Here is a 22,787-nt window from a genome sequence, read left to right as displayed (position 1 = left end):
GTAATTTATTTCTGCCGAATGAGGGATTGATGTCGTTTCAGAATTGTTTGCACCGTTATGCGCGGTCGCTTCGCCGGGGCCTCCACATCCTGGCTGCTCCGGTGAAGGGCGACAGTGGTCGGGGCGGACTGTTTATCCAGGCCTACCGCGGTTACGGCTCCCGCAACCGGCTGTTCCTGATGGGGCGGGTTTTTCGGCAGCCGGGTTTCGGAGCATCCTGGCGGGAAGACCTGCTGCGCCGCGACCTCATCGACCTGATCCGCAGACTGCTGCGCAAGCCGATCGTCGGGGCCCGCGTCCGGATTCGGTACAAGGACACCAATACCGTCGTTCATACCGACCGGCACGGGTTTTTCCACGTGGATATGGAACTGGGCACCATGCCGTCGGATGTTTCCTGGCATGAGATGGAACTGTCACTGGACAGCCCCGCCGACGAGCGTGCCGCCACCATCGGCGAGTTCTATACCCCATTGCCCCGCGCCCGCTTCGGCGTGATCAGCGATATTGACGATACCGTGGTTTATACTGGCGTCGCCAATACCGCCATGATGATGTGGCGCCTGTTTGCCCAGGGTGCCGAGAGTCGTACGGTTTTTCCCGGTGTGCCGGCCCTGTACCAGGCTTTCCATGCCGGTCGCGATGATGACGAAGGAAACCCCCTGTTTTATGTTTCCAGGGCTCCCTGGAGTATCTATCAGGTGCTGGTGGAGGTTTTTCGCCGCAACCGGATTCCCCATGGTCCGATCCTCATCCTGCGGGAGTGGGGTATGAAGCGTGGCAGTCTGCTGCCGCGGAGGGCCCGGGATCATAAGCTGGACGCGATTCGCCATATCCTCGGTATGTACCCTGACATGCGGTTTATTCTGGTCGGTGATTCCGGGCAGCGAGACCCCGAGGTCTACAGCCGCATTCTGCGGGAACATCCGGGGCGAATACTGGGTATTTACATTCGCGATGTCAGCAACACCCGGGCACGTTCGGAAGCCATCGACAGGCTCGCCCGTGAGGCCCGCGAGGCGGGCTGTGACCTGATACTGGCGGCCGACAATGCGGCGATGGCCGAGCATGCTGCCAGTGAGGGGCTTATTGCCGATTGTGCTGTGAATGCGGTACGTGAAGAACTTGACACCAAGACCAGCGGGGCTTAAATAAATCTATACCGGTTTTTTCTTTCAGCCAGGAAAGTCGGTCAAGAAAACCGGTTCCTTTCCAGGCTGTGGAGCGCGGTTTACGGCAACTGAAAATTCGGGTGGTATTGCGTTGATTACTTGAATCCAGGGAAGGAGGAAAGTTATGGAACTGCCTACCTTTAATGAGCTGAGGGATCTGGCCCAGCGCGACCCTGAAGGCTTTGAGGTTTTACGCTCGGCGTTGATCGAAGACTGTATTCGCTGCAGTTCGGTCAGCAATCAACGCAGGCTGCGGGGCATTCAGTTTGTGATCGAGGCCCGGCGCCGGGTAGCCGGCAGTCCGATGAAGGCACTGCTGGATATTCAGACCATGATGTATGACTCGTTGCTCGGCCTGCAGCAGGCCCTGCTTTGTCAGCAGCGCCCCTCTGAACCATCGGCACCATCAAACGCCCGAGTCCTGCACTTCCGACGGTCCCCGTCTTCTGTGGATTAGTGATTCCAGGTTATCGTGTCCCCGGTTTCCCTGCTTACCTGCCAAGAAGCCCTTCTCGGCATGAATTGCCAGACTGCCTTCCATCGGAATCTCGTACTGATAAAAACCAGCCACGGATAACGTGACGAGAAATAATAGCGCTTGGCCTAAACTTTATGGCAATATACATTCATTCAGTATGAATGTTTAATTAACGGCACTACTAATAGTACAAGGAGAGCGACCAATGGCACTGTCATTTCTGAACATTTTTAAGAAAGACGATACAGAAGAGGAGCCCAAACGGGCGGAAGAGGCCGATTCGAATAAGAATGCCAAGGCGAGCCCGGATGACTCTCCGAAGAAGGGCAACCACGGTGAGGGTACCTGCTGCGGTTCCTGCTCGTAACCGGGGCACGCATCGCTTGAAGCTCTATAACACGCCCCGGATAGCCGATCCGGGGCAGGTCAATCCCATCTGATGTCGCTTTTGCTAATCGGCCTAACAATTTTGGATGCTGTATTCTTTTTTGGATACCGCTTCCACCATTCCTTTGTCGTCGATCACTGGTGCATAGACATACTCGAAGAATCGCTTATGGCCCCGGGCTGACTGGACCTCCACCTCCCTGCGCATCTGGTCGGTGGGCGCTCCAGCTCGACCACTATACCCAGCAGGATTTGTTCGACGTGGTCTCTGAGTTTTTCCCGTGACAGGTCGGGATTGGGCAGGATCGTTCTTGCGTCGTAATCCCAGACCTGCAGAATCTCACCCATATGGATTCGGATGAAGTCAGAGAGTTTTATGGCTGGGCACCCCATCTCGAAATACCTTCACAGCTAATATTACTTAAGTAGGTTTTTCTGGTCTTGTACACCCGGTTTTCTGATCTGTGTCAATGCAGTCGTCGTTGAATGTCCTATCTTGGATTTTAGGCAGTTCTATTCCCGCTACGGGAGGAACCCATGCGGAATCTTGGCGCTTTCTCAGTTCTTGCTGCTTGTCTATCCTTCTTGATCCCTTCCATTGCCTTGGCATTGTCGGTGGGAACACCGGTGAATCCTGGCCTGTACGATGGTGTCGGCCGGGTCGATGGCTGTTCCGGTACGCTGATATCGCCGACCCGTGTCCTGACTGCGGCGCACTGCTTCTGCCCCGGGGATAAGCTTGGCGCCTGCAAGACCCGGGCAGAATTCAAGCTGTCCGATGTGCATCCGGTCGACAACCCGGCAACGAGTGTGAACGAGTCGGTCTATTTGACCAACATCACCATCCCCGGCACGTTGCGTATTCACCCTCAATACAGTCAGCCAACCTGGAATCTGAACGACTTCGCGGTGCTTGACCTCGACGTGCCAGCCCACACCATGGCAACGGGCTTGGCGACAATCCCACTCCAGGACCCAAGTGTGCTGCCTCGGCTAGGGGAGACACTCTGGCTTGTCGGGCACGGCCACACCGGAACCGATTGCAAGGGTCCCAGGCAGAAGCGGTGGCTGGCCTTGCCTACCGCCGAAGTCATTGCCCATGCGGTGCGTTTCATCCAACCGGGGAAAAACGCCTGTCCCGGTGACTCGGGTGGCGCGGTGCTTGATCAAACAGGGCGGCTGGTAGCCGTCATCTCCTGGATTGGAACGGAAACCAATACCCGTCCCACGCACACCAGCTACAACTGGATAGCCGGTTTGCCTGACACGCCCTATGGAAGTTGCGGCTGGTACCCGGTGGGGCCGCAAAAGAGCCATGGTGCTGGCGCGGCCTGGTGCCCCTCAGGACAATTCTTGACTCAGTTCGATCTTGACGGCGACCGAAGCCTTGATGACCACGATGCGCCGGTTGTGGGCCAGGCGCGATGCTGTGCCCCGGCAGCTGCTCCATCCGCCTGGAACCAGTGCAACTGGGTCCGGGTGGGCCCCCGCAGTCACCAGGCCGGCGGCGCCTGGTGCCCGCCGGGCAGCTACATCACGCAATTTGACCTTGACGGCGACCGGGCGATTAGCGGTCATGATTCACCGATCGTTGGCCAGGCACTGTGCTGCCGTCACACCGCGCCTTCGATAAATAACTGGGGTTCCACCGCCTGGTGGCCGGTCGGGTTGCAAGAAAGCCATGGGGTGGGTAAGGCGTGGTGTCCATCGGGTGCCTACCTCGGAGCCTTCGACTTAGACAGCGGCGGACAGCCCCACGACTCGCCCTACGTCGGGCAGGCGCTTTGTATCAAACCACGGCCCTAGGAACCACTGGAGTCATCTCCGATGTCCAGCCGAAACCAGCAAGACGGTGCGAATCCGGAAAGAAAACCGACGATCTGGCAAAATCCGGGGGTCGTTGCTGCCATCATGGCTTCTTTTATCGGTGGGGTGTTCGGCGTGATCCAAGTCATTATCCCACTCGTCGAGGAGTGGGGCAGAGAAGGCAATGGGGCGGAAGCGATTGCTTCAACGGAGATTGCTACTAACCCCATTGAACTTATCGTTCAGGCAGATCGCATGCTCGCGAATATCGAAACCCCCATTAATCTCCGGATCGACCTTATCCGAGCGCTTAAACAAGGCTCCGGTGAGGGTGCGTCTCCAGGCTACCACGAGGACGCCGTCGATATTTTAGTCCGCTATTTGCGGCAAGCCGTGGGTGAACGGCGGCATGCCAAAGATGACTTCGGGCTACCCTATCTGCGAAAGGATGAGTATGGCAACCAGTTCGAGCCGGACCCGCGGATGTCACGGCCCCTCAGTATCGTCGCCGCGCTGGAGGCACTGGACACAATCCGGGATGCGGCTCCCACGCCAGTTGAGGTGCGGATCGGCAACATAGATTTCAGCTATATGAACCTCTCCTCTCTGGATCTCTCTGACTTCAACGCCGGCCATTCAAGCTTCAAGTCGGCCTTTCTCTCGGGTTGCGAGTGCCGGGGAACGAACTTTAACAATGGAGACCTGCGCGGCCTTGTCGTCTGGGGTGAGGAACAATCCCGGTTTGACGGAGCAAAGTTCAGCAACACCAAACTTGGCGGCTCGAAATGGGCCAATGTCAATCTGACCGGTGTGGATTTGAGCCGGGCGATCGGCCGCCCGGCCGTGTGGCTGGACATTGAGCCCAAGGAAATTCAGGCCCTCTTCTGATGAACGCCAGACCAACCTGGTAAATTTGGGGAATTGTCACGGCATTCGCAGTGAGCATGCCGATTGAGAGATCAACTTCATTGCCCGTCGATGGCAAAGCTCAACGACAATCAATCTGTCCGGGTTTTCCGTCGGCGGGTTGGCCTATGGGTTTAGTTCCGGTTCTTCAGAACCGTATAAATCTGGAACACCGCACCCGCCTGCGTCCGGTTTTCTACCAAGTCTTCAAGCAGCTCCAGAACCCGTTTCTCGTCGTTGCTGCGAAGACCCGGCCAATACACATAGGGCACCAGATCCGGGTTGTTAATGAACAAGAGGGCGGTCTCTTCCGGTTTGTTGGCGATGTCTCCGCGCAAGCCCACGGTGAAGCGGCGGCCCTCGCGATCTCTCAGCGTCACCAGCAGTGAGTTGTCCCGTTCGACGAACCGGGTTTCCTGGACAGAAATGGGCTCAGCAAGGTCGGGAACAGAGGTGATGTAGTATTGAAACCCCAGGAAAGCTGATAACAGGACCAGCAGTGCCGCCAGGGAAATAGATTTGATCATCAAATGGATTCCGGACCGGTTACATGACCCTCGAAAATATCCCGAAGGGCAGAGATTTCAAAACGTAGCTAAGCGGTGTCCATGGCCACCAGGGTACATAGGCTCTGCGCTTTTCCGATTCAATGGCCTTCACCAGAGCCTTGACGCCGGTGTCGAGGTCCACGCGGAAGGGCGCATTTTTAGTATCCCGGTTAATATCCGTGAGGATGTAGCCGGGCAGAATGTTGCTGACGTTGATCGGTTTGTCCTTGGTATCCAATTGCAGGCCTTCGGCCAATGAGGCCACGGCGGCTTTGGTGGCGGCGTAGACGTTCAGGGGGCCACGGAAGCCTCGCACGCCGCTGACTGAAGACATCAGTACCAGATGGCCGCTGTTCTGCTCCCTGAAAATCTCCATAGCCGCCTCGCTCTGGGCAATGGCGGCCACAAAGTTGGTTTCGGCGGTTTGGCGGTTGGCGGCAAAGTGTCCTCGCCCGATCGGTTGGGAGCTGCCAATGCCGGCGTTAACCACCACCCGGTCAAGACTGCCCAGTTCACCCCGGAATCCCCGGAACACCTCGAACACCTGGTCGTAATCGCACACGTCCAGGCCTCGAACGAGAACCCGGATACCAGGGTTGGCCTGCTGCAATTCCCGCTGCAGCGCCTCCAGCTTATCGGCCCGTCGCGCACAGAGCGCCAGGTTGCAGCCCTTGGCGGCCCACGCGCGCGCCATACCTTCACCGAGACCAGTACTTGCACCGGTAATCAGAATGTTCTTTCGCATCGTTTATGCCTTGATCCGTCAGGGTAATTGGTGTTCAGACTAACATGATTGGATGCTATCGGAGTTGATGGAAAAATAGTTCTGTCCGGGTTTTTTGTGCCTGCGGTTGGGGCTATATTGGATAAAAGGTGATTGGTTGGCTACGAGAATCGCTGTGCCCTGGTGGCAACGATGTGCAGCCAATACGAGCCCGGATCGGGTCCTCGTGTCACAGGGAGAGTAACATGGACGATTTCAAGTACATCCGGTTTTTCAGCGAACTCGATAACAATGATGTGCCGCTAGTGGGCGGCAAAAATGCCTCACTCGGGGAAATGTACCGAACGCTGTCGGGGCAGGGCGTGTCTGTGCCCAATGGTTTTGCGACCACCGCTGAGGCCTACCGGTACATGCTGGACGAAGCCGGCGCCTGGGAGAAATTGCACGAGGCCCTGGACGACCTGGACCCCACCAACATGGCGGATCTTGCCAAACGAGGTAAGCGCGCACGGGAGATTGTCTATGGTGCCGGGTTGCCCCGGGATCTCGCCGCCGAAATCCTCGCCGCGTACAAGATTCTGCAGGAAGAGTACGGGGACGATCTGAGCCTCGCCGTTCGCAGCTCCGCCACAGCAGAGGATTTACCGACCGCCAGTTTTGCCGGCCAGCAGGACACCTACCTCAACATCCGGGGTGATGAGAGCCTGCTCGACGCCTGTCGCCGGGACTTCGCCAGCCTGTTTACCGATCGCGCCATCCATTACCGCCTGGATCAGGGCTTTGACCATTTCAAGGTGTCATTGTCCATCGGCGTCATGAAGATGGTCCGGTCTGATCTCGCCTCCGCCGGGGTCATGTTTACGCTGGACACGGAATCCGGCTTCCGAGACGTGGTTTTTATCACTGGGGCTTACGGTTTGGGGGAGAACATTGTCCAGGGTGCTGTGGAGCCGGACGAATTCTATGTCCACAAGCCGACCTTCACGAAAGGTCACAGAACGGTGCTGCGCCGACGGCTCGGCGAAAAAGCACTGAAAATGGTCTATCTGGAAGGCGAAACTCGCCACACCACCCGTAACACCTCCACCCCTAAGGCAGAGCGGGAGCGTTTCTGCCTTGACGACGCCGACGTCCTCAGACTGGCGGATTACGCACTCAGTATCGAACAGCATTATAAACGGCCCATGGATATTGAGTGGGCGAAAGACGGACTTGATGGCGAGTTGTATATCGTTCAGGCCCGCCCCGAAACCGTTACCTCTCAGCGTCAGGTGAACATGCTGGAAACCGATGTCCTCGACGGTAAGGGCGAGGTCATCGTGACCGGGCATGCCGTGGGTGAACGCATCGCGTCCGGTCGCAGCCGGGTCATCACCTCCGCCGCCCACCTCGCCGACTTTATTCCGGGCGAAGTGCTGGTTGCCGACAACACCACCCCCGACTGGGAGCCGGTGATGAAAACCGCAGCGGCGATCATTACCAATCGTGGCGGACGCACCTGCCATGCCGCCATCATAGCCAGGGAGTTGGGCATCCCCGCCGTGGTCGGGACCGGCAACGCAACCACCGCCATCCCGGACGGTGAAACCGTCACCGTCTCCTGCGCGGAAGGCGATAACGGCCGTATCTACCGGGGAGAAGTCCCGTTCCACCGGGAACAAACCGACGTCGGTGATATCGCCCGCCCGGTCACGGAGATCATGATCAATCTCGGAAACCCCGAGCTCGCCTTCAAGACGTCCTTCCTGCCCAACGACGGAGTGGGCCTGGCGCGGATGGAATTCATCATCACCGAATACATCAAGGCGCATCCACTGGCTCTGCTGCATCCGGACAGGGTCGCCAATGAAAAGGCCAGGGAAGCCATCCAAAAGCTCACCCTGGGTGCCGCCGACGGCGAAGCGTTCTTTGTGCAGCGTCTGGCGGAAGGCATCGGCACCATTGCGGCGGCCTTCTGGCCCAAGCCTGTGGTCGTGCGGCTGTCCGATTTCAAATCCAACGAATACGCCAGCCTGCTGGGCGGCGCTGCGTTCGAGCCGGAGGAAGCCAACCCGATGATCGGCTTCCGGGGCGCCTCCCGCTACGCCCACCCCGCCTATGAAGAGGGCTTTCGGCTGGAATGCCGGGCCATGAAACGGGTACGTGAGGAGATGGGACTGACCAACGTCATTCTGATGCTTCCTTTCGTGCGCCGGGTAGCGGAAGCGGACACGGTACTCGCAAAAATGGCGGAGTTCGGACTCAAGCGCGGGGAAAATGGCCTGCAGATCTATGCCATGTGCGAGATACCCAATAACGTCATCCTGATCGATCAGTTTGCCCAGCGCTTTGATGGCTTTTCTATCGGGTCCAATGATCTCACCCAGCTCACGCTTGGCGTGGATCGGGACAGCGACATCGTCGCCTTTGACTACGACGAGCGGGATGACGGCGTGAAGGAAATGATCAAGCTGGCCGTGGAAGGTTGCCGCCGCAACGGCATCCATTCCGGGCTGTGTGGCCAGGCGCCTTCTGACTACCCGGAAATGGCCGAATACCTGGTGGAACTGGGCATTGATTCCATGAGTCTCAATCCCGATACCGTCATCAAAACAACGCGCCACGTGCTTGCGGTGGAGGCGCGCCTGACATCATCCGGGAGTGCTTGATAGTCGATGCTTTCACAAAACCGCCACTTTTCGCATCAGGGCCGGCAGAATCTCCTGTGACTTACAGGCCCAGCCTTTCGTTTTCGCGTTGGAAAATGTCACGAATCCTGGCCCCATCAGAGGGCTCTTCTTCAAGTGTTTCCGGGTTCCATTGGCTCCGTCGGGTATCAAAAAAGTCACCGCCATAGATGTGAATGCCCCCCGTAAAGCGCTGCAGCGGATTGGTCACCGAATGCACGATATCTTCACGTAGCATTGTGGTGTCCTTTGCAAACAAGGCCTCCGCACCGAACGCCTTGATTCCCTCAGGCGTCCTTTTCCAAAAAATATTGTCCTCGCGGCCCGTGTAAATGCCGATGTTGGCCCACATCAGATGATTATGTGGCATGAGATTCATCTGTGGCGTCCAGGTGGCAGCGAATATTGTCAGCGTGGGTGAGCTCAGCAATACGTTGAGGCCTGCCTTGTCCGGTTCGCCCAGCGCTGCCAGTACCGCCGCGGGTTCAGAGACTGCACGGGCAAGGACGTCGTTGACGGCGGCTTGAGCATCGGTCTCCTGGCTGGCAGCAATGCAGTCAGCAATGAAGCGGTCAATATCCATAGTTGTACCCCCCTCGAACTCCATGGCCCAGTATCCAAAAAGACGGATATTGCTTAGTATATTTTAGGTCAAATCGACATCATCTGTACTATGAAATTATCATTCTCCCGCTGATTGGCGGCGGCGAGTCGTTGCCACCCAGGAGCAAGTGATGGACGACGCTTTCGCTAAACTGCCCGTGGCCGTACTAAGCCTGAATCCGGCGGTGGACATCACCTACGAAATCCCGCGCCTGATCGCGGACCAGAAGGTCCACGCCCTGAAATCCCGCTACGATCCCGGCGGAAACGGAATCAATGTCGGTCGAGGCCTCAAACGGCTGGGTGTCCAGGCCTGCACCTTCTGTGTTGTCGCCGGCGAAATCGGCCGCTTCCTGCGTCATCAGCTCGATGCGCAGCTGGACCAGGTCAGCTACCTGGAAGTGGACGGGGAAACCCGGATCAATGGCACCATTCTTGAGAGCGTGACGGGTGCCCAGTTTGAGGTCAGCGGTGTCGGCCCCAATGTGTCGACCACACAATGGGAAAGTCTGCTCGACCGGTTTGTGACCCATTGTGGCGATGGGCTGGGGATCATCACCGGCTCGTTACAGCGGAGTTTACCGACAGACTTGTACGCGGAAGCGGTGCGGCGGGTGAGGGCGACCGGAGGGCGAGCGGTGGTTGACTCCCATGATGAACTGCTCCGACATGCCATCGATGCCCAGCCTTTTCTGATCAAGCCCAACCGATTTGAGTTGGAAACGCTGATCGGGCGGTCTTTGATAGATGAGCGGGACATCGTTCGGGAAGCCCGCGATTTGCAGGAGCAGGGCGTGACCTGGGTGTGTGTTTCTCTGGGCTCTGAGGGTGCGTTACTGGTGACACCGTCCAGTGTCCTGAAGGGCGAAGCGCCCTCCGTCCCCGTGGTCTCTTCCGTTGGGGCCGGTGATTCGATGGTGGCCGGCATGGCGGCGTTATTGGCGCAGGGCGCGTCCGCCGAGGATGCGTTACGGGAGGGAATTGCCTGCAGTGCAGCGACGGTGATGCAGCCGGGGACCGAGCTGTTCGATCAGGCAACGGTCAATCGGCTGCGTGGTGAGGTTAAGGTGACGCGACTACGCAACAGCCAATGTTAAACCTGATCTGACGGATGACCATCAAAATCGGTAGCTGAACTCGATCATGTGAAAATCCGCCCCAATCGTGTCAGATCCATTAACGGCGGCGTCGGAATAATGAAGAAACCGATATCCCAGCCCTAGCTTTGCATATAGTGGAACAGTAACGCCCGAGGTCAGGGCAAACTGGAAGGGCCCACCATAATCCTGGGTGCCGAAGCGCCACCTGCTGAACAAAGCGCCACCTGCGCCCAGGTCCAGCAGGAAACGCCCGTCCTCACTACCCAGCGTCAATTCCGGGATGAGTGAAACGACGAGCGCATTTTCTCCGGCTCCCCGCAAAAGTCCGCCACTCGCCATTAAACGGCTGCCCAGACCCCATCCTGAAGTGGAGTAGGTATTCCAGGGCAGATGCAAGTTCGCCGACACATCGTATTCTTTAAAGTCCTCCGGAGCCTCTTCTCCAAGCAAGGTTTTCTCTGAAATCCGTGCGCGTATGCTGAGACTCTGTAATCCCAACTCGTCCGAGTAGCCCAGGCCAGGAATGAGAAGACAGCAGATGACGATCGCCAGCAGCCCGAAATGAAAGGAATGGTGAGAAAGAACCATTACTGGCAGCCTATGCTTATTTTGAGAAAGGTCTTCGCTGCTAGGCTTTTGAGCGGTGAAGAGCCTTATAACGTTCCTCTAACTCAACTCGAATCGCACGACGCTGCTGGCCGTTAGCAAATCGCCTGATTTGCTCATCCGTGCGTGGTTTCAGTTTAGGCACTTCAACGGCTTTCCCTTTTTCGTCAACAGCTACCATAGTGAAAAAGCAACTGTTGGTATGTCTGACCAGCTTTTCACGGATGTTTTCCGTGATCACTTTAATGCCCACCTCCATTGAGGTGCGTCCTGTGTAGTTTACGCTGGCCAGAAAGGTAACCAATTCACCCACATGAATGGGTTGAAGAAACATTACCTGGTCCACGGACAGAGTTACGACATAGGTACCTGCGTAACGGCTGGCGCACGCATAGGCCACTTCATCCAGACACTTAAGCAAGGTGCCTCCGTGCACGTTGCCAGAAAAGTTGGACTTATCTGGCGTCATCAAAATGGTCATGGTGAGTGTTGTAGATTCGAGTTCCATAATGCTCTCGTTTTTATTTGACCATTCAGTATATGCGCAAAAGATGCGGCGGCGTAAAGCCGGTGGACGAGGCGGTTTAACCATCGGCCTCGTAACTGATCAAATCCACATCAGCGGCCTCGATGCGCAGAGGAACCAGCTCCTGGTACGCCGGGGAGTTGTGCCAATTGACCACGGATTCCGGGTCCGGAAAGCGAATGACGACGGTATCCGTGTGAGGGTGTTGTCCGCTCAGTACCGTCGCTCGTTTCCCCCGAAGCACAAGCTCGGCACCCCAGGGCACCAATGTTCCGGGAACCCGACTCCGGTATTCCGCCCATTTGTCCGGGTCTTTAATGGTGATCTGGCCGATTACGTAGGCTGTCATGTTTTCTCCCGCTCACTGATACAGAGTCTTTCGGCATCGGTCGGCAGTGGCCACACTCCGGGCATTCGAGTGTCGCTCCCGAACCGATATCTCCACAGCTAGTGTCTCTTGATTTTTGAAACGGCCAGCTCTGCGGTAATTCCATAACGCTCCAGAATTTCCGCCAGTTCTCCGGACTGTTTCATCTCTGCAAGGGTATCAGACAGAATTTGAGCATAGCGGGTGGCATTCGGGTTCTGAGGGCTGAAGCCGGTGTAGTCTTCGAAGGCTTCGGTAGTATGTACGGCGATCACGATGGTGTCGCGGTTGCTCTGAAGCATGCGCAAACCTGTTGCTGTCGTGCTTTCACCATGCACGACATGCACCCGGGAGTCGTTGTCCTGCTCCTCTGCGAGATAGGCGATGAGACCAGGACCAAGGCCCTCAGCGGTTTTTTTGGCCCATCTGCTTGGCAGCTGCAGGGAGGAGCTGTCCACTTTTGCCTTTCACAATGTATTCAACGGACCCGCCAGCCTCCAGAAAAGCAGCGGTCTGCTCCTTGATCGAGGCGGTGGTTACTGAGTTACTTGTGGTTTTCTTGCTCATAAAATTCTCCTGTGAAATGTCGGCTCTTTCGCCCATTTCTACACACCATAGTAACTGAATCAGGAAAATATTATTGAAAGAATCGAGAAGCAGAATTTTAGCGCCAAATTCAAGAGCCCTGAAAGCGGCCATGCGATTATTGTGGTGATCCTGCGCACTGGCGCCGCCCGTCCGAGCTTTTTTTTGACAAAAGTCGGGAGTCGTTCATAAACTTTAATTGCCGTTCCGATATTACTCCTACCGACTGGGCCTGAAGCAGAAGGACTCGCGTTTTCAGCCTCCGTTCGTTCCGAGATGTTCGGCTCATGGTCTTTGCAGTTGATGATTAAGCGAAAACTGACGACAGGTGACTAACCAGGAGGGTTTGACCATGTCAGATAAAGAGCTTGTCAATTCATCGCGTCGTAGGATTCTGAAAGCAGGGGTGGCCGCCAGCGCGGCAGCCGCTTTTGGCCCCTGGGTCTGGACCAGCCGCACCGCAAGTGCCGCCGCCTACCTCCCCGGAATCACCCTCGACCCCTCAACCATTCCGCAGTTTCTCAATCTACTCCCGAACCCGCTGGCGACCGCGTTCAAGTTCGATCTCTCGGGAACGCCTACCATCGGCATGGCGCAGACGACCGCGCAGATCCTCCCTAGCGGCGCGGTGACCACCGTTTGGGGCTACTCGGGCGCGGCCCAGGCCGCCGGTTTCCCTGCAACCACCTTTCCCGGTCGCACCTTTGAGGTCCAGGCCGGCCAGCCGCTGCAGGTGCAGTGGGAAAACAACCTGCCGGTGAATCCAACGCAGGGGGCCCATCATTTGTTACCTGTCGATACCACCTTGCACGGGGTCGACATCACTGCGGGCCCACCGGTCGTGCCACACCTGCACGGTGGTGACACCGAATCCGATAGCGATGGCCTGCCCGAATGCTGGTGGGCGCCCAATGAGAACAACTTGGGGCCGAGCTTCGTCAAGAGTCTGTACAACTACGCCAACTCCCAGGAAGCGGGGACGATCTGGTATCACGACCATGCGCTGGGCATAACCCGGCTCAACGTCTACGCCGGTCTCGCGGGCTTTTATATCATCCGTGACGACTATGACACGGGAGCGCCGGGCAATCCGCTGAATCTCCCGCCCTCTCCCTACGACATTCCGCTGGTGATCCAGGACCGGATTTTCGATCTCAATAACCAGCTTTTCTATCCCTCGAGTCCGGCTCTGGCCGCACAGTTGTTCGGCCCCGCAGTGCCTGGACCCTACCCGGACCCTACGGTCTTCGCCGAGGTCTTTGGTGATGTGATCATCGTCAACGGCAAAGCCTGGCCGAAACTCCAGGTCGAGCCGCGCAAGTACCGCTTCCGTATCCTCAACGGCTCGGACACCCGCTTCTACAATCTCTTCCTGGACTTCAGCGTCCCGTTCCTCCAGATTGGGACCGATCAGGCGCTCTTGAATGCGCCGGTGGCAACATCCCAGCTCCCGGTCGCACCGGGAGAGCGGGTCGACGTCGTCGTGGACTTCTCCGGACTCGCCGGCCAAACCATCATTATGCGCAACAATGCGCCGGGGACCTTCCGCCGCCCGATGGTTATCGATCCGAAAACGACCGGCAGGATCATGGCCTTCGAGGTCTCTGTCCCGCTTGACGCGAACCTGCCCGACCTGGCCCTGCCGCCGACATTGCGCGGCGGTCCAGGCCAGCCGGCGCCGATTTCGCTCGCCAGCGAACTGACCCGGGTTTCCAACACCCGCCAGGTATTCCTCTACGAGGGCCTTGACGCGTTGGGCCGACTCAAGCCGCTGCTGGGCACCGCGGAAGGTCCGCTGGACTTTTCCGCCCCGGTGACCGAAACCCCGGCGCTTGGCAGCACCGAGATCTGGGAGATTTACAACACCACGCCCGACACGCATCCCATTCACCTGCACCTGGTGCGATTCCTGGTTGTGAATCGCCAGAGCTTTGATGTGCGCCGGTTTGCGCCAGGTCCCGGCGGGGTGGCCACGGTAAGGTTACGGGGCCAGCCGAAGCCGCCCGCCGCTACCGAGGCTGGCTGGAAGGACACGGTGCAAGTGCCGCCGGGAGAAGTGGTACGGATTGTGGCCAGCTTTAACCGGCCGGGGCGCTATGCCTGGCACTGCCATATCCTCTCGCACGAGGATCACGAGATGATGCGGCCGTTCGTAGTTTCATAGTGTAGGTGTAGCAGCGGATTCCCCGCCAGTGGGGTCTCTGATTTGGTCGGAGATGCTCGTAACCCCTCTCGCAATGAGGAAACAGCGCGAGGGGTTGCGAGCACTTCGGTCATCACGACAGCATCGCAGAAAGCTCATCCGTCGTAGCCACGGTTATTCGCGCGGTCCAAGCGGAACCATAATATGGGCGTATGGGGTATTCTTCCACATGACGTAGGGGCCACCCACGTTCGGATCGTTGGATATTCCCTCCAGCGCCTCCTCGGGATTTGGCGCGATAATCATCAGGTGCGGCCCTTCTGTCACCCACGGCTCGCCCGGGTCCTGGGTGGTATCAAAGGGGTCCTCATTATTCGTGGGAGCATCTCCGGCCAGCATATAGGAGATCCCGACTTTGGTCGTCTCGAACGGGGCTTTGTTGCCGACCGCGTCCAAAACCGCCATCCAGGTGGCGTCACTACACATGGGCACATCGAGTTCCGGTGAAATGGAGGGCATGCATGTCCATCCATTTGAACCCTCTCGAAGGATCGTACCGTCCATGTCCATGATCGTTGCATTTTCGCTGACCTGTGCCGGACCCGCCGACATCGCCAACTCTATTTTTTCTTCTTTGGTATCCGCGCCATAGGCTGTTCCAACCGCGACTGTGACAAGGGATACCACGCATGAAAAACCGATACCTAAACGCCTTATCTTATTCATTGGTCAATCTCCTTTTGCCAATCACTAACCCATCAAATCAATCTGCTACCGTGCTATGTCCGTGTCAAGCTGTTTCGGCCAGTTTCATCCGTTGAGATATCCACGAGCGCAAGTGGCAAGCTGCGACCGCTAATCGAAACATGAAGCGGTCAAACGAAGACAACTTCTGGCCGTGTTATTCCTATCCCCAAACAAAAAGGCCCGAAGTTTTCACTCCAGGCCTTCTCGTTACTCACCGGTCAATCACCTTAACCGCACTTGCTGTCGCCACAGGACAGGCAAGTCGCACACCCGTCCATTACGATCACCGCCTTGGTGCTGCACTTGCCGCACATGGTGGCGTTGGGTGGGAAGTCACTGGCTTTCTCATCGTTCGTGGCTGTGCTGTGGCTGGCTTCGAACTCGGCGCGCTTTTCGGCGAGGATGCGCTTGGTGGTTTCGCTCATTTCCTCGCTCTCCAGCAGACCGATGGCCTTCAGGTGCTTCTCGATCACCGCACCGATTTCAGCCACCAGGGAAGGCATGAATACGCCGCCTTTCTTGAAGTAGCCGCCGTTGGGGTCGTACACGCTGCGAAGCTCTTCCACCAGAAAGGTGACGTCGCCACCCTTGCGGAATACCGCAGAGATAACACGGGTGAGGGCGATAACCCACTGGAAGTGTTCCATCGACTTGGAGTTGATGAACACTTCGTACGGCTGCCGGCTTTCGTGGTCGGTGCCTTCGTTGAGCAGGATGTCATTGATGGTGATGTACATCGCATGCTCGGCGATCGGCGGTTTGATCTTGTAGGTCGTACCCAGCAGGAAGTCTGGCCGTTCGATGTATTCGTTCATCTGAACGGGCTTGGTTTCCGCCTTCACCGGTGGCTGGTGTTCAGTGGTCACTTCGGGCTCGGCTTTCTTGACTCGGTAGCCGACGATTTTGTTGCTGATTTTAACTGTCATCTTCGTTGTCCTGTGTCGGTTCCCGGATCAATATTTTCCGTAGGTGCCTTCTTTAAGCGCGTCAAAGAGGTTAGCGGCGTTGTGGATTTCGCCATCGTACTCTACCTGCTCGTTGCCCTTGAGGGTGACCTTGCTGCCGTCGTCCAGAGTGAACTCGTACAGCGTGTTTTCCAGATCCTTCTCTTTTACCAGTACGCCCTGGAAGGCTTCCGGATTAAAGCGGAAGGTGGTGCAGCCCTTCAGGCCCTTATCGTAGGCGTACAGGTAGATGCCCTTGAAGGCCTGATAGTCGAAGTCCGTCGGCACGTTCGCGGTTTTGGAAATCGAGGAATCTACCCATTTCTGGGCAGCGGCCTGGATGTCTACGTGCTGCGCCGGCGATACATCATCGGAGGTGGTGAAGTAGGCCGGCAGCTTCTTGTCTTCCTCTTCGGAGAACGGCATGGCGCCCGGGTTTACCAAGTGGCGGTAAGCCAACAACTCGAAGGAGAAAACGTCGACTTTTTCCTTGGTCTTACGGCCTTCGCGGATGATGTTGCGCGCGTAGTGGTGCGAGAAGCTCGGCTCGATGCCGTTACTGGCGTTGTTGGCCAGTGACAGGCTGATGGTGCCGGTCGGCGCAATGGAGGTGTGATGCGTAAACCGGCCACCTTTCTCGGCCAGTTCTTCCACCAGCTTCGGCTCTACGTTGGCGATCAGCTGCATATAGCGGCTGTATTTGGCGTGCAGAATGCGGCCTTTGATCTTGTCGCCCAGCTTGTAGCCATCTTCAGTGAGCTGCGGGCATTTACCCAGCATTTTCGGCGTGACTTCAAACTCGTCATCCATGATCGGCGCCACGCCTTTTTCTTCAGCCAGAACGAGGGACTGGCGCCAGCCTTCCACGGCCATTTCACGCACCACCTCTTCGGTGAACTCTACGGACTCGTCAGAACCGTAGGGCATACGGAGCATGGCTAGGGTGGAGCCCAGGCCCAGGATGCCCATGCCGTGGCGGCGCTTGTAGGTGATTTCGTGGCGCTGCTCGGCCAGCGGCAGGCCGTTGATCTCAACCACGTTGTCCAGCATCCGGGTGAAGATGGCTACCACCTTGCGGTATTTCTCGTAGTTGAAGCTGGCCTTGTCAGTGAACGGGTAGTCCACGAACTTGGTCAGGTTCACGGAGCCCAGCAGGCAGCTCCCATAAGGGGGCAGGGGCTGCTCGCCACAAGGATTGGTGGCGCGGATGTCTTCGCAGAACCAGTTGTTGTTCATCTGGTTGACCTTGTCGATCAGGATGAAACCCGGCTCGGCGTAGTCGTAGGTGCTGGTCATGATGGTGTCCCAGATGAACTGGGCTTTCAGGGTGCGGTAGATGCGGCACGCAACCTTGCCTTCCTCGTTGGTCACATAGCCTTTCTGAACCGGGAAATCACGGTAGACGAACTGGCTTTCATCGCTTAGATCCAGCTCTTCGTCTGCCACTTCCTTTTCGGTGACCGGGAAAGAGAGGTGCCAGTCGCTGTCGTTTCGCACGGCTTCAATGAAGTCCTCGGTGATCAGCAGGGACAGGTTGAACTGGCGCAGGCGGCCGTCTTCACGCTTGGCCTGAATGAAATCGATCACGTCCGGGTGGTGCACGTCGAAGGTGGCCATCTGGGCACCGCGGCGGCCACCGGCGGAAGACACGGTGAAGCACATGCGGTCGAAAATATCCATGAACGACAGCGGGCCGGAGGTGGTGGCGCCAGCGCCAGCCACGTAGGCGCCTTTCGGACGCAGGGTGGAGAATTCATAACCGATGCCACAACCTGCCTTGAGGGTAAGGCCGGCTTCGTGGTTCTTTTCCAGGATGTCGTTCATGGAGTCCTGAACGGTGCCGGAAACGGTACAGTTAATCGTGGAGGTGGCCGGCTTGTGCGCTTCGGCACCGGCATTGGAAGTAATCCGTCCGGCGGGAATGGCTCCGTGCTTCAATGCCCAGATGAAGTTCTTCATCTGTTGGGTGCGTACGGATTTGTTTTCCACTTCGGCAAGGGCTTTGGCAACACGTTCGTAGGTCGCGTCGATGTCCTTGTCTACGGGCTCGCCGGTCTTGGTCTTCAGCTGATATTTGCTGTGCCAGATGTCGATCGAGGCTTCCTGCATCGGAATTGTTGTAACCACTGCCTGTGCCTTAGCGTTCATTGCCGCCCTCTGTCTTCCGGTATGTCTTCTTTTAATGGCGCCATACCTTGTGTCAGCGGCGCCATACCCCTTGAAAATCGTGCCTTCGGGCCTAGGCCCTGTTTTCTTTTTAACCACTATATATGGGTTGAGTAGGTGATCATTATAACAGGATATAGTGTTCTGTGAATAAGAACGCGACTATTGATGGGCGCTTCCGGGCAAAGAAAATCAATCAAAACCGGCTTGAAAAGGGGAAATTTTTTCTAAAACAGAGATTTGGGTGAAAAGGTTCAAAACCACTACATGTTGTGGCTCAAAGACTGATCGGGCCCCAGGAGATTAAATAAAGTCATATAAATTGTGATCCCTGCACGTACCCGGCCTGAACGTGTCGCTAAAGTACTGATGTGGTGTCGAAAACTGCAGTGGCCCACAGGATGTGACTAAGACCAAAAACAAGGAAATAATAATGAAAGGCCTGAAACCTACCTTGCTAGCGCTATGCGTTGCAGGTGTTCCACCTGCAGCCATGGCCGAGATCCAAAGCCTGGATGATTCGGCGATGGGTATGATCACCGGCCAGGCCGGTGTGACCATTGAGCTGGAAACCAAGCTGAACATCGATCGCTTCATCTATACCGATGAAGGTTCTCTGGAGGTCAACGATATTTTCGTGGGAGGTGCTAACCGTACCGACATGTTCTCCGAGATGAATCTGAACCTTAATGGGCAAGCCAATGACCGGCTGGATAACATCCGGATCAACATTGATATTGCCCAGGATGGTGATGCCATCATCAACCTCCTGCCGATCACGTTCAACGCCGTGGATTTTCGTATGAGTACGGGCGCCTGGAACCTGATCGGCACAGGAGGCAGCACAACCATTATTGATAACTTCAATATGGACATGCTGATCGGCTCCGGCACCATCCGGATTGATACCGCAACCGACAAGCTGAATTTCAAGACCGATATTGCCATCGACGACATGGATTTTGATGTGCCGTTCCTGGCCCTCGGGATTCAGGACTTCCAGCTGACCGGTGCAGACTATGACCTTTCGGCTCCGCAGCCGCTGGATCTGTTTGCCCGTGTCGAAATGGACATCTACAAGGCGCCGAACAATGCCGGTGTAGACAGTCTTGCGGTGGACCTCCAGAGCTTCAACGCCGATATCCGTATCGGTGGTGTTCTCGTAGGTGGAACTTCGATTGGTTCGGTGGCCATGGATAATCTGGCGATCACCAATACGTCGATGCTGATCTACGGTCACTGACGCGCGTTCAGTAAAGCAGTAAAAAAGCGGGGCCTGGCCCCGCTTTTATTTTTGCTGGTTCCCTGTGGATTGTCGGTCAGCCCAGCAACAAGCTGTCGTCGTCCACTTCCAGCCCGCGCTGTTTCTCAAACAGGCCGAGCAGGTCTTTCACCTCCAGGCCTTCGCGGTCCTTGCCCGCTATATCAAACACCACCTGACCCTGGTGCAGCATCACCGTTCGGTCACCGACTTCCAGTGCCTGCTTCATGCTGTGGGTCACCATAAGGGCAGTAAGCTTCTGTTCCTTGATGATCTTAGTGGTGAGCTCCAGCACAAAGGCGGCGGTTTTCGGGTCGAGGGCGGCGGTGTGTTCGTCCAGCAGCAGGATGGCCGAAGGTGTAAGGCTGGCCATCAGCAGGCTTACGGCCTGGCGCTGGCCGCCGGAGAGCAGGCCCATTTTGTCTCCCAGGCGATGTTCCAGGCCCAGATTAAGCGACGAGAGGCTGCCCCGGAACCGCTCCATGTATTGTTTCTTCACGGCAGTACTCAGGCCCCGGCGTTGGCCACGCTTGATGGCGAGGGACAGATTTTCCTCGATGGTGAGGCCTTCACAGGTGCCGGCCAGCGGGTCCTGAAAGACCCGGGCAACCCGGCCCGCCCGCTTGTGGGTCGACAGTTTGGTAACATCCAGGTTGTCCACGATGATCTGGCCGCTGTCGACCAGTACTTCGCCGGCCAGGGCATTCAGGAAGGTGGATTTGCCCGCGCCGTTGCTGCCAATCACGGTAACAAATTCGCCCTGGTTAACCGTTAGACTCATACCCCGGAGTGCCGGGTTTTCCAGTGGAGTGCCTTTGCCGAAGGTCAGCCGGAGATCGGTTGCAGTGATCATATTGCGTCCTTACACCTTGCTGCGGGTGAATTTGCTGACTACGGTGTTGCGCACGCCTGGCAATACGATGGCCAGGGTTACTAGCACGGCGGTAATCAGGTTCAGATCCTGGGCCTGCAACCCCAGCATGTCGGCGTTCAGGGCAAAGGCAATGGCCAGGCGGTAGATGATGGCACCCACCACGCACGCAATCAGCGCCCGGAGCACGGAGGAGGGGGTAATAACCGCCTCGCCACCAATCAGGGAGGCGAGGCCGATCACGATCACGCCCACACCCATGGTGACATCGGCGGCGCCCTGGCTCTGGGCGAATAGGGCGCCGGCCAGGCCTACCAGGCCGTTGGAGAGGGCCACGCCGAGGATGATCATAGCGCCAGTGGCAATGCCCTGGGCCCGGGCCATGCGAGCGTTGGCACCGGTGGCGCGCATGGCCAGACCGGTTTCCGATTTCATGAACCGCCACAGCAGCAGCAGGGAAATGGCTATCACGATGACAAACAGCACCACGGGGACCTGGTGATAGGCCAGGCCCAGTTCATACCAGGGTGTGAGCACGGTTTGCTCCGTGAGCAGCGCCACATTCGGGCGGCCCATGATACGCAGGTTGATGGAGTAGAGCGCGATCATGGTCAGGATGGAGGCCAGAAGATTCAGGATCTTCAGTTTCACGTTCAGGATGGCAGTAACCGCCCCTGCGGCCATACCTGCCAGTATCGCGGCTCCTGTAGCCAGCCAGGGGTTCACTCCGTCGATAATCAGAATCGCAGCCACAGCGGCTCCCAGCGGGAAGCTGCCGTCCACGGTGAGGTCGGGAAAATCCAGAACGCGGAAAGAAATGTAGATGCCAAAGGCCACAAGGCCATAGATCAGGCCGGTTTCAACGGCGCCGTAAAAGGCAATGTCACTCAACATGGTCGGGTATCACCATTAATGAAAACGGGCGGCCCCTTGTGAGGGCCGCCCGTTCGGTTCAGAGGTTACTTGGCACTGTCGATGACTTGCTCGGCTTCTGCAACCAGCTCGTCAGACAGGGTAATGCCCATGCGCTCGGCCGCAGCCGGGTTCACGAACAGGTCCAGTTTTTCCATGGTTTCCACCGGCATGTCGCCTGGATTTTTACCTTCCAGCACCTTCACCACCATCACGCCGGTCTGGCGACCGTGATCGTAGTAGTCAAAACCCAGGGCGGCGACAGCGCCGCGCTCAACGGTGGCAGTGTCAGCGGCAAAAACCGGGATGTCCGCACGCTCACCGACGGCTATCACGGCTTCTGCAGCGCTAATCACGGTGTTGTCGGTGGTCAGGTAAATGGCGTCGGCCTTGCCCACCAGGGAGCGGGCGGCGCCCAGTACTTCGGAGGTTTTGGTGGCTGCGGCTTTTTCCAGAGTCAGGCCCCGGGCCTGCAGGCGCTCTTCCAGAAGGTTAACCAGAGACACAGCGTTGGCTTCGCCCGGGTTATAGACGGTGCCGATGCGCTTGGCATCTGGCATTACGCGCAGCAGCATGTCGAGGTGTTTGTCGATGGGCAGCATGTCGCTCACGCCACTGATGTTCGCGCCAGGGGCGTCCAGGCTCTGAACCAGCTTGGCGCCGACCGGGTCGGTAACCGCCGAGAACACCACGGGGATGTTACGGGCTGCTGCAGCAACGGTCTGGGCGGAAGGCGTTGCAATGGCAACAATCACATCCGGCTGCTCACCGATGAACTTGCGGGCAATCTGGGAGGCGATGGCGGCATTGCCCTGGGCGCTCTCGTGCATGATGGTGAGATTTTCGCCTTCCTTATAGCCGCGCTCGGCGAGCTCATCTTTCACGCCCTGGTAGACGGCGTCCAGTGCCGGATGCTCCACAATCTGTGTGATGGCGACAACGCGCGGTTCCTGTGCCTGAACGAGGCTTGCCGTTGCCAGCAGGGTGGCACCAATCAGTGTGCGCAAGGTTCTCTTGGCCATATGCCCATCTCCGGGTAGGTTTACTGGTAAGTTGTGCTTAACTGTTCTTCACGTAACTGTTTTTTTGTCACTTAACTGTTTTGCGAAAGGAGCGAAAGTTTACCACAGGCGCATGGTTTGAGGGCTACTGAAAAGCCAGCCGGCTGGCTTCCGCGGCCGTCAAATTAGATGCAATCAGCAATAATTTTGGTTGTATCACGTTTTGACGGCGCAGCTTGTGTTGAAATACCCTACGAAAGTCTAATAA

At 57.1% G+C, this 22,787-nt stretch carries 23 protein-coding genes; 9 read left to right on the top strand and 14 right to left on the bottom strand.

Features of this window, described 5'->3' with window-relative positions; all coding sequences use genetic code 11:
• The first annotated feature begins 29 nt into the window (after positions 1 to 29).
• From ACN0XM_RS15240 to ACN0XM_RS15220, 5 genes are all read left to right on the top strand, one after another.
• Positions 30 to 1,151, top strand: a complete 1,122-nt coding sequence (locus ACN0XM_RS15240; RefSeq protein WP_417567799.1) for an App1 family protein — start codon at positions 30 to 32, stop codon at positions 1,149 to 1,151.
• A gap of 145 nt (positions 1,152 to 1,296) precedes the next feature.
• On the top strand, positions 1,297 to 1,629 hold the full coding sequence (locus ACN0XM_RS15235; protein WP_417567798.1) for a DUF3135 domain-containing protein: 333 nt from the start codon (positions 1,297 to 1,299) through the stop codon (positions 1,627 to 1,629).
• 226 nt (positions 1,630 to 1,855) lie between these two features.
• Positions 1,856 to 2,017 (top strand): CCGSCS motif protein, encoded by a 162-nt coding sequence (locus tag ACN0XM_RS15230; protein WP_417567797.1) that lies wholly within the window; start codon positions 1,856 to 1,858, stop codon positions 2,015 to 2,017.
• A gap of 647 nt (positions 2,018 to 2,664) precedes the next feature.
• The gene (locus ACN0XM_RS15225) at positions 2,665 to 3,843 is read left to right on the top strand and encodes a trypsin-like serine protease (RefSeq protein ID WP_417567796.1); all 1,179 of its coding nucleotides are present in this window, start codon (positions 2,665 to 2,667) and stop codon (positions 3,841 to 3,843) included.
• A gap of 21 nt (positions 3,844 to 3,864) precedes the next feature.
• On the top strand, positions 3,865 to 4,731 hold the full coding sequence (locus tag ACN0XM_RS15220) for a pentapeptide repeat-containing protein (protein ID WP_417567795.1): 867 nt from the start codon (positions 3,865 to 3,867) through the stop codon (positions 4,729 to 4,731).
• 152 nt (positions 4,732 to 4,883) lie between these two features.
• Here the strand turns inward: ACN0XM_RS15220 and ACN0XM_RS15215 are convergent, their stop codons facing one another.
• Together ACN0XM_RS15215 and ACN0XM_RS15210 are read right to left on the bottom strand one after the other, a co-directional pair.
• Positions 4,884 to 5,276, bottom strand: coding sequence for a hypothetical protein (locus tag ACN0XM_RS15215; protein ID WP_417567794.1), 393 nt, complete (start codon positions 5,274 to 5,276; stop codon positions 4,884 to 4,886).
• 19 nt (positions 5,277 to 5,295) lie between these two features.
• On the bottom strand, positions 5,296 to 6,042 hold the full coding sequence (locus ACN0XM_RS15210) for an SDR family oxidoreductase (protein WP_417567793.1): 747 nt from the start codon (positions 6,040 to 6,042) through the stop codon (positions 5,296 to 5,298).
• 224 nt (positions 6,043 to 6,266) lie between these two features.
• On the opposite strand from ACN0XM_RS15210, the gene ppsA reads away from it, so the two are divergent.
• Positions 6,267 to 8,669, top strand: coding sequence for a phosphoenolpyruvate synthase (gene ppsA / locus ACN0XM_RS15205; RefSeq protein ID WP_417567792.1), 2,403 nt, complete (start codon positions 6,267 to 6,269; stop codon positions 8,667 to 8,669).
• Between the two features lie 61 nt (positions 8,670 to 8,730).
• On the opposite strand, the gene ACN0XM_RS15200 is transcribed toward ppsA, so the two are convergent.
• The gene (locus tag ACN0XM_RS15200; protein WP_417567791.1) at positions 8,731 to 9,270 is read right to left on the bottom strand and encodes a hypothetical protein; all 540 of its coding nucleotides are present in this window, start codon (positions 9,268 to 9,270) and stop codon (positions 8,731 to 8,733) included.
• 151 nt (positions 9,271 to 9,421) lie between these two features.
• Between ACN0XM_RS15200 and ACN0XM_RS15195 the strand changes: the two genes are divergently transcribed.
• On the top strand, positions 9,422 to 10,387 hold the full coding sequence (locus ACN0XM_RS15195) for a 1-phosphofructokinase family hexose kinase (RefSeq protein WP_417567790.1): 966 nt from the start codon (positions 9,422 to 9,424) through the stop codon (positions 10,385 to 10,387).
• Between the two features lie 21 nt (positions 10,388 to 10,408).
• Here the strand turns inward: ACN0XM_RS15195 and ACN0XM_RS15190 are convergent, their stop codons facing one another.
• The 5 genes from ACN0XM_RS15190 to ACN0XM_RS15170 form a co-directional block, all read right to left on the bottom strand.
• Entirely contained in the window at positions 10,409 to 10,978 is a 570-nt protein-coding gene (locus tag ACN0XM_RS15190) for an acyloxyacyl hydrolase (RefSeq protein ID WP_417567789.1), read from the bottom strand.
• Positions 10,979 to 11,018: 40 nt separating this feature from the next.
• Entirely contained in the window at positions 11,019 to 11,504 is a 486-nt protein-coding gene (locus tag ACN0XM_RS15185; RefSeq protein ID WP_417567788.1) for an acyl-CoA thioesterase, read from the bottom strand.
• Positions 11,505 to 11,580: 76 nt separating this feature from the next.
• Complete coding sequence (locus ACN0XM_RS15180) at positions 11,581 to 11,871, bottom strand: DUF1330 domain-containing protein (protein ID WP_417567787.1); 291 nt, start codon at positions 11,869 to 11,871, stop codon at positions 11,581 to 11,583.
• A gap of 98 nt (positions 11,872 to 11,969) precedes the next feature.
• The gene (locus tag ACN0XM_RS15175; RefSeq protein WP_417567786.1) at positions 11,970 to 12,191 is read right to left on the bottom strand and encodes a hypothetical protein; all 222 of its coding nucleotides are present in this window, start codon (positions 12,189 to 12,191) and stop codon (positions 11,970 to 11,972) included.
• A 103-nt stretch (positions 12,192 to 12,294) separates the two neighbouring features.
• Positions 12,295 to 12,588 (bottom strand): hypothetical protein, encoded by a 294-nt coding sequence (locus ACN0XM_RS15170; protein WP_417567785.1) that lies wholly within the window; start codon positions 12,586 to 12,588, stop codon positions 12,295 to 12,297.
• Positions 12,589 to 12,826: 238 nt separating this feature from the next.
• Here ACN0XM_RS15170 and ACN0XM_RS15165 point away from each other — a divergent pair, with 238 nt between their 5' ends.
• The gene (locus ACN0XM_RS15165; protein WP_417567784.1) at positions 12,827 to 14,638 is read left to right on the top strand and encodes a multicopper oxidase family protein; all 1,812 of its coding nucleotides are present in this window, start codon (positions 12,827 to 12,829) and stop codon (positions 14,636 to 14,638) included.
• A 153-nt stretch (positions 14,639 to 14,791) separates the two neighbouring features.
• On the opposite strand, the gene ACN0XM_RS15160 is transcribed toward ACN0XM_RS15165, so the two are convergent.
• The 3 genes from ACN0XM_RS15160 to ACN0XM_RS15150 form a co-directional block, all read right to left on the bottom strand.
• Positions 14,792 to 15,343 carry a hypothetical protein gene (locus ACN0XM_RS15160; RefSeq protein WP_417567783.1) on the bottom strand — a complete coding sequence of 184 codons (552 nt, stop codon included), beginning with the start codon at positions 15,341 to 15,343 and terminating at the stop codon, positions 14,792 to 14,794.
• Between the two features lie 248 nt (positions 15,344 to 15,591).
• Positions 15,592 to 16,290: an NrdJb gene (locus tag ACN0XM_RS15155; RefSeq protein ID WP_417567782.1), complete on the bottom strand. Its 699-nt coding sequence runs from the start codon at positions 16,288 to 16,290 to the stop codon at positions 15,592 to 15,594.
• 27 nt (positions 16,291 to 16,317) lie between these two features.
• Positions 16,318 to 18,456, bottom strand: coding sequence for an adenosylcobalamin-dependent ribonucleoside-diphosphate reductase (locus ACN0XM_RS15150; RefSeq protein WP_417567781.1), 2,139 nt, complete (start codon positions 18,454 to 18,456; stop codon positions 16,318 to 16,320).
• A 451-nt stretch (positions 18,457 to 18,907) separates the two neighbouring features.
• Here ACN0XM_RS15150 and ACN0XM_RS15145 point away from each other — a divergent pair, with 451 nt between their 5' ends.
• Entirely contained in the window at positions 18,908 to 19,717 is an 810-nt protein-coding gene (locus tag ACN0XM_RS15145) for a DUF6160 family protein (RefSeq protein WP_417567780.1), read from the top strand.
• Between the two features lie 76 nt (positions 19,718 to 19,793).
• Here ACN0XM_RS15145 and ACN0XM_RS15140 read toward each other — a convergent pair whose 3' ends face one another.
• The 3 genes from ACN0XM_RS15140 to ACN0XM_RS15130 form a co-directional block, all read right to left on the bottom strand.
• On the bottom strand, positions 19,794 to 20,588 hold the full coding sequence (locus tag ACN0XM_RS15140) for an ABC transporter ATP-binding protein (RefSeq protein ID WP_417567779.1): 795 nt from the start codon (positions 20,586 to 20,588) through the stop codon (positions 19,794 to 19,796).
• Between the two features lie 9 nt (positions 20,589 to 20,597).
• Positions 20,598 to 21,500 carry an ABC transporter permease gene (locus tag ACN0XM_RS15135; protein WP_417567778.1) on the bottom strand — a complete coding sequence of 301 codons (903 nt, stop codon included), beginning with the start codon at positions 21,498 to 21,500 and terminating at the stop codon, positions 20,598 to 20,600.
• Between the two features lie 65 nt (positions 21,501 to 21,565).
• On the bottom strand, positions 21,566 to 22,540 hold the full coding sequence (locus ACN0XM_RS15130) for an ABC transporter substrate-binding protein (RefSeq protein ID WP_417567777.1): 975 nt from the start codon (positions 22,538 to 22,540) through the stop codon (positions 21,566 to 21,568).
• Positions 22,541 to 22,787: the final 247 nt, after the last annotated feature.

Origin of the sequence: Marinobacter sp., from assembly GCF_048269445.1 — a bacterium.
Lineage (GTDB): Bacteria > Pseudomonadota > Gammaproteobacteria > Pseudomonadales > Oleiphilaceae > Marinobacter.
Note: the sequence above shows the minus strand (reverse complement) of the source record. Positions and strands in the feature narration are given on the sequence as shown.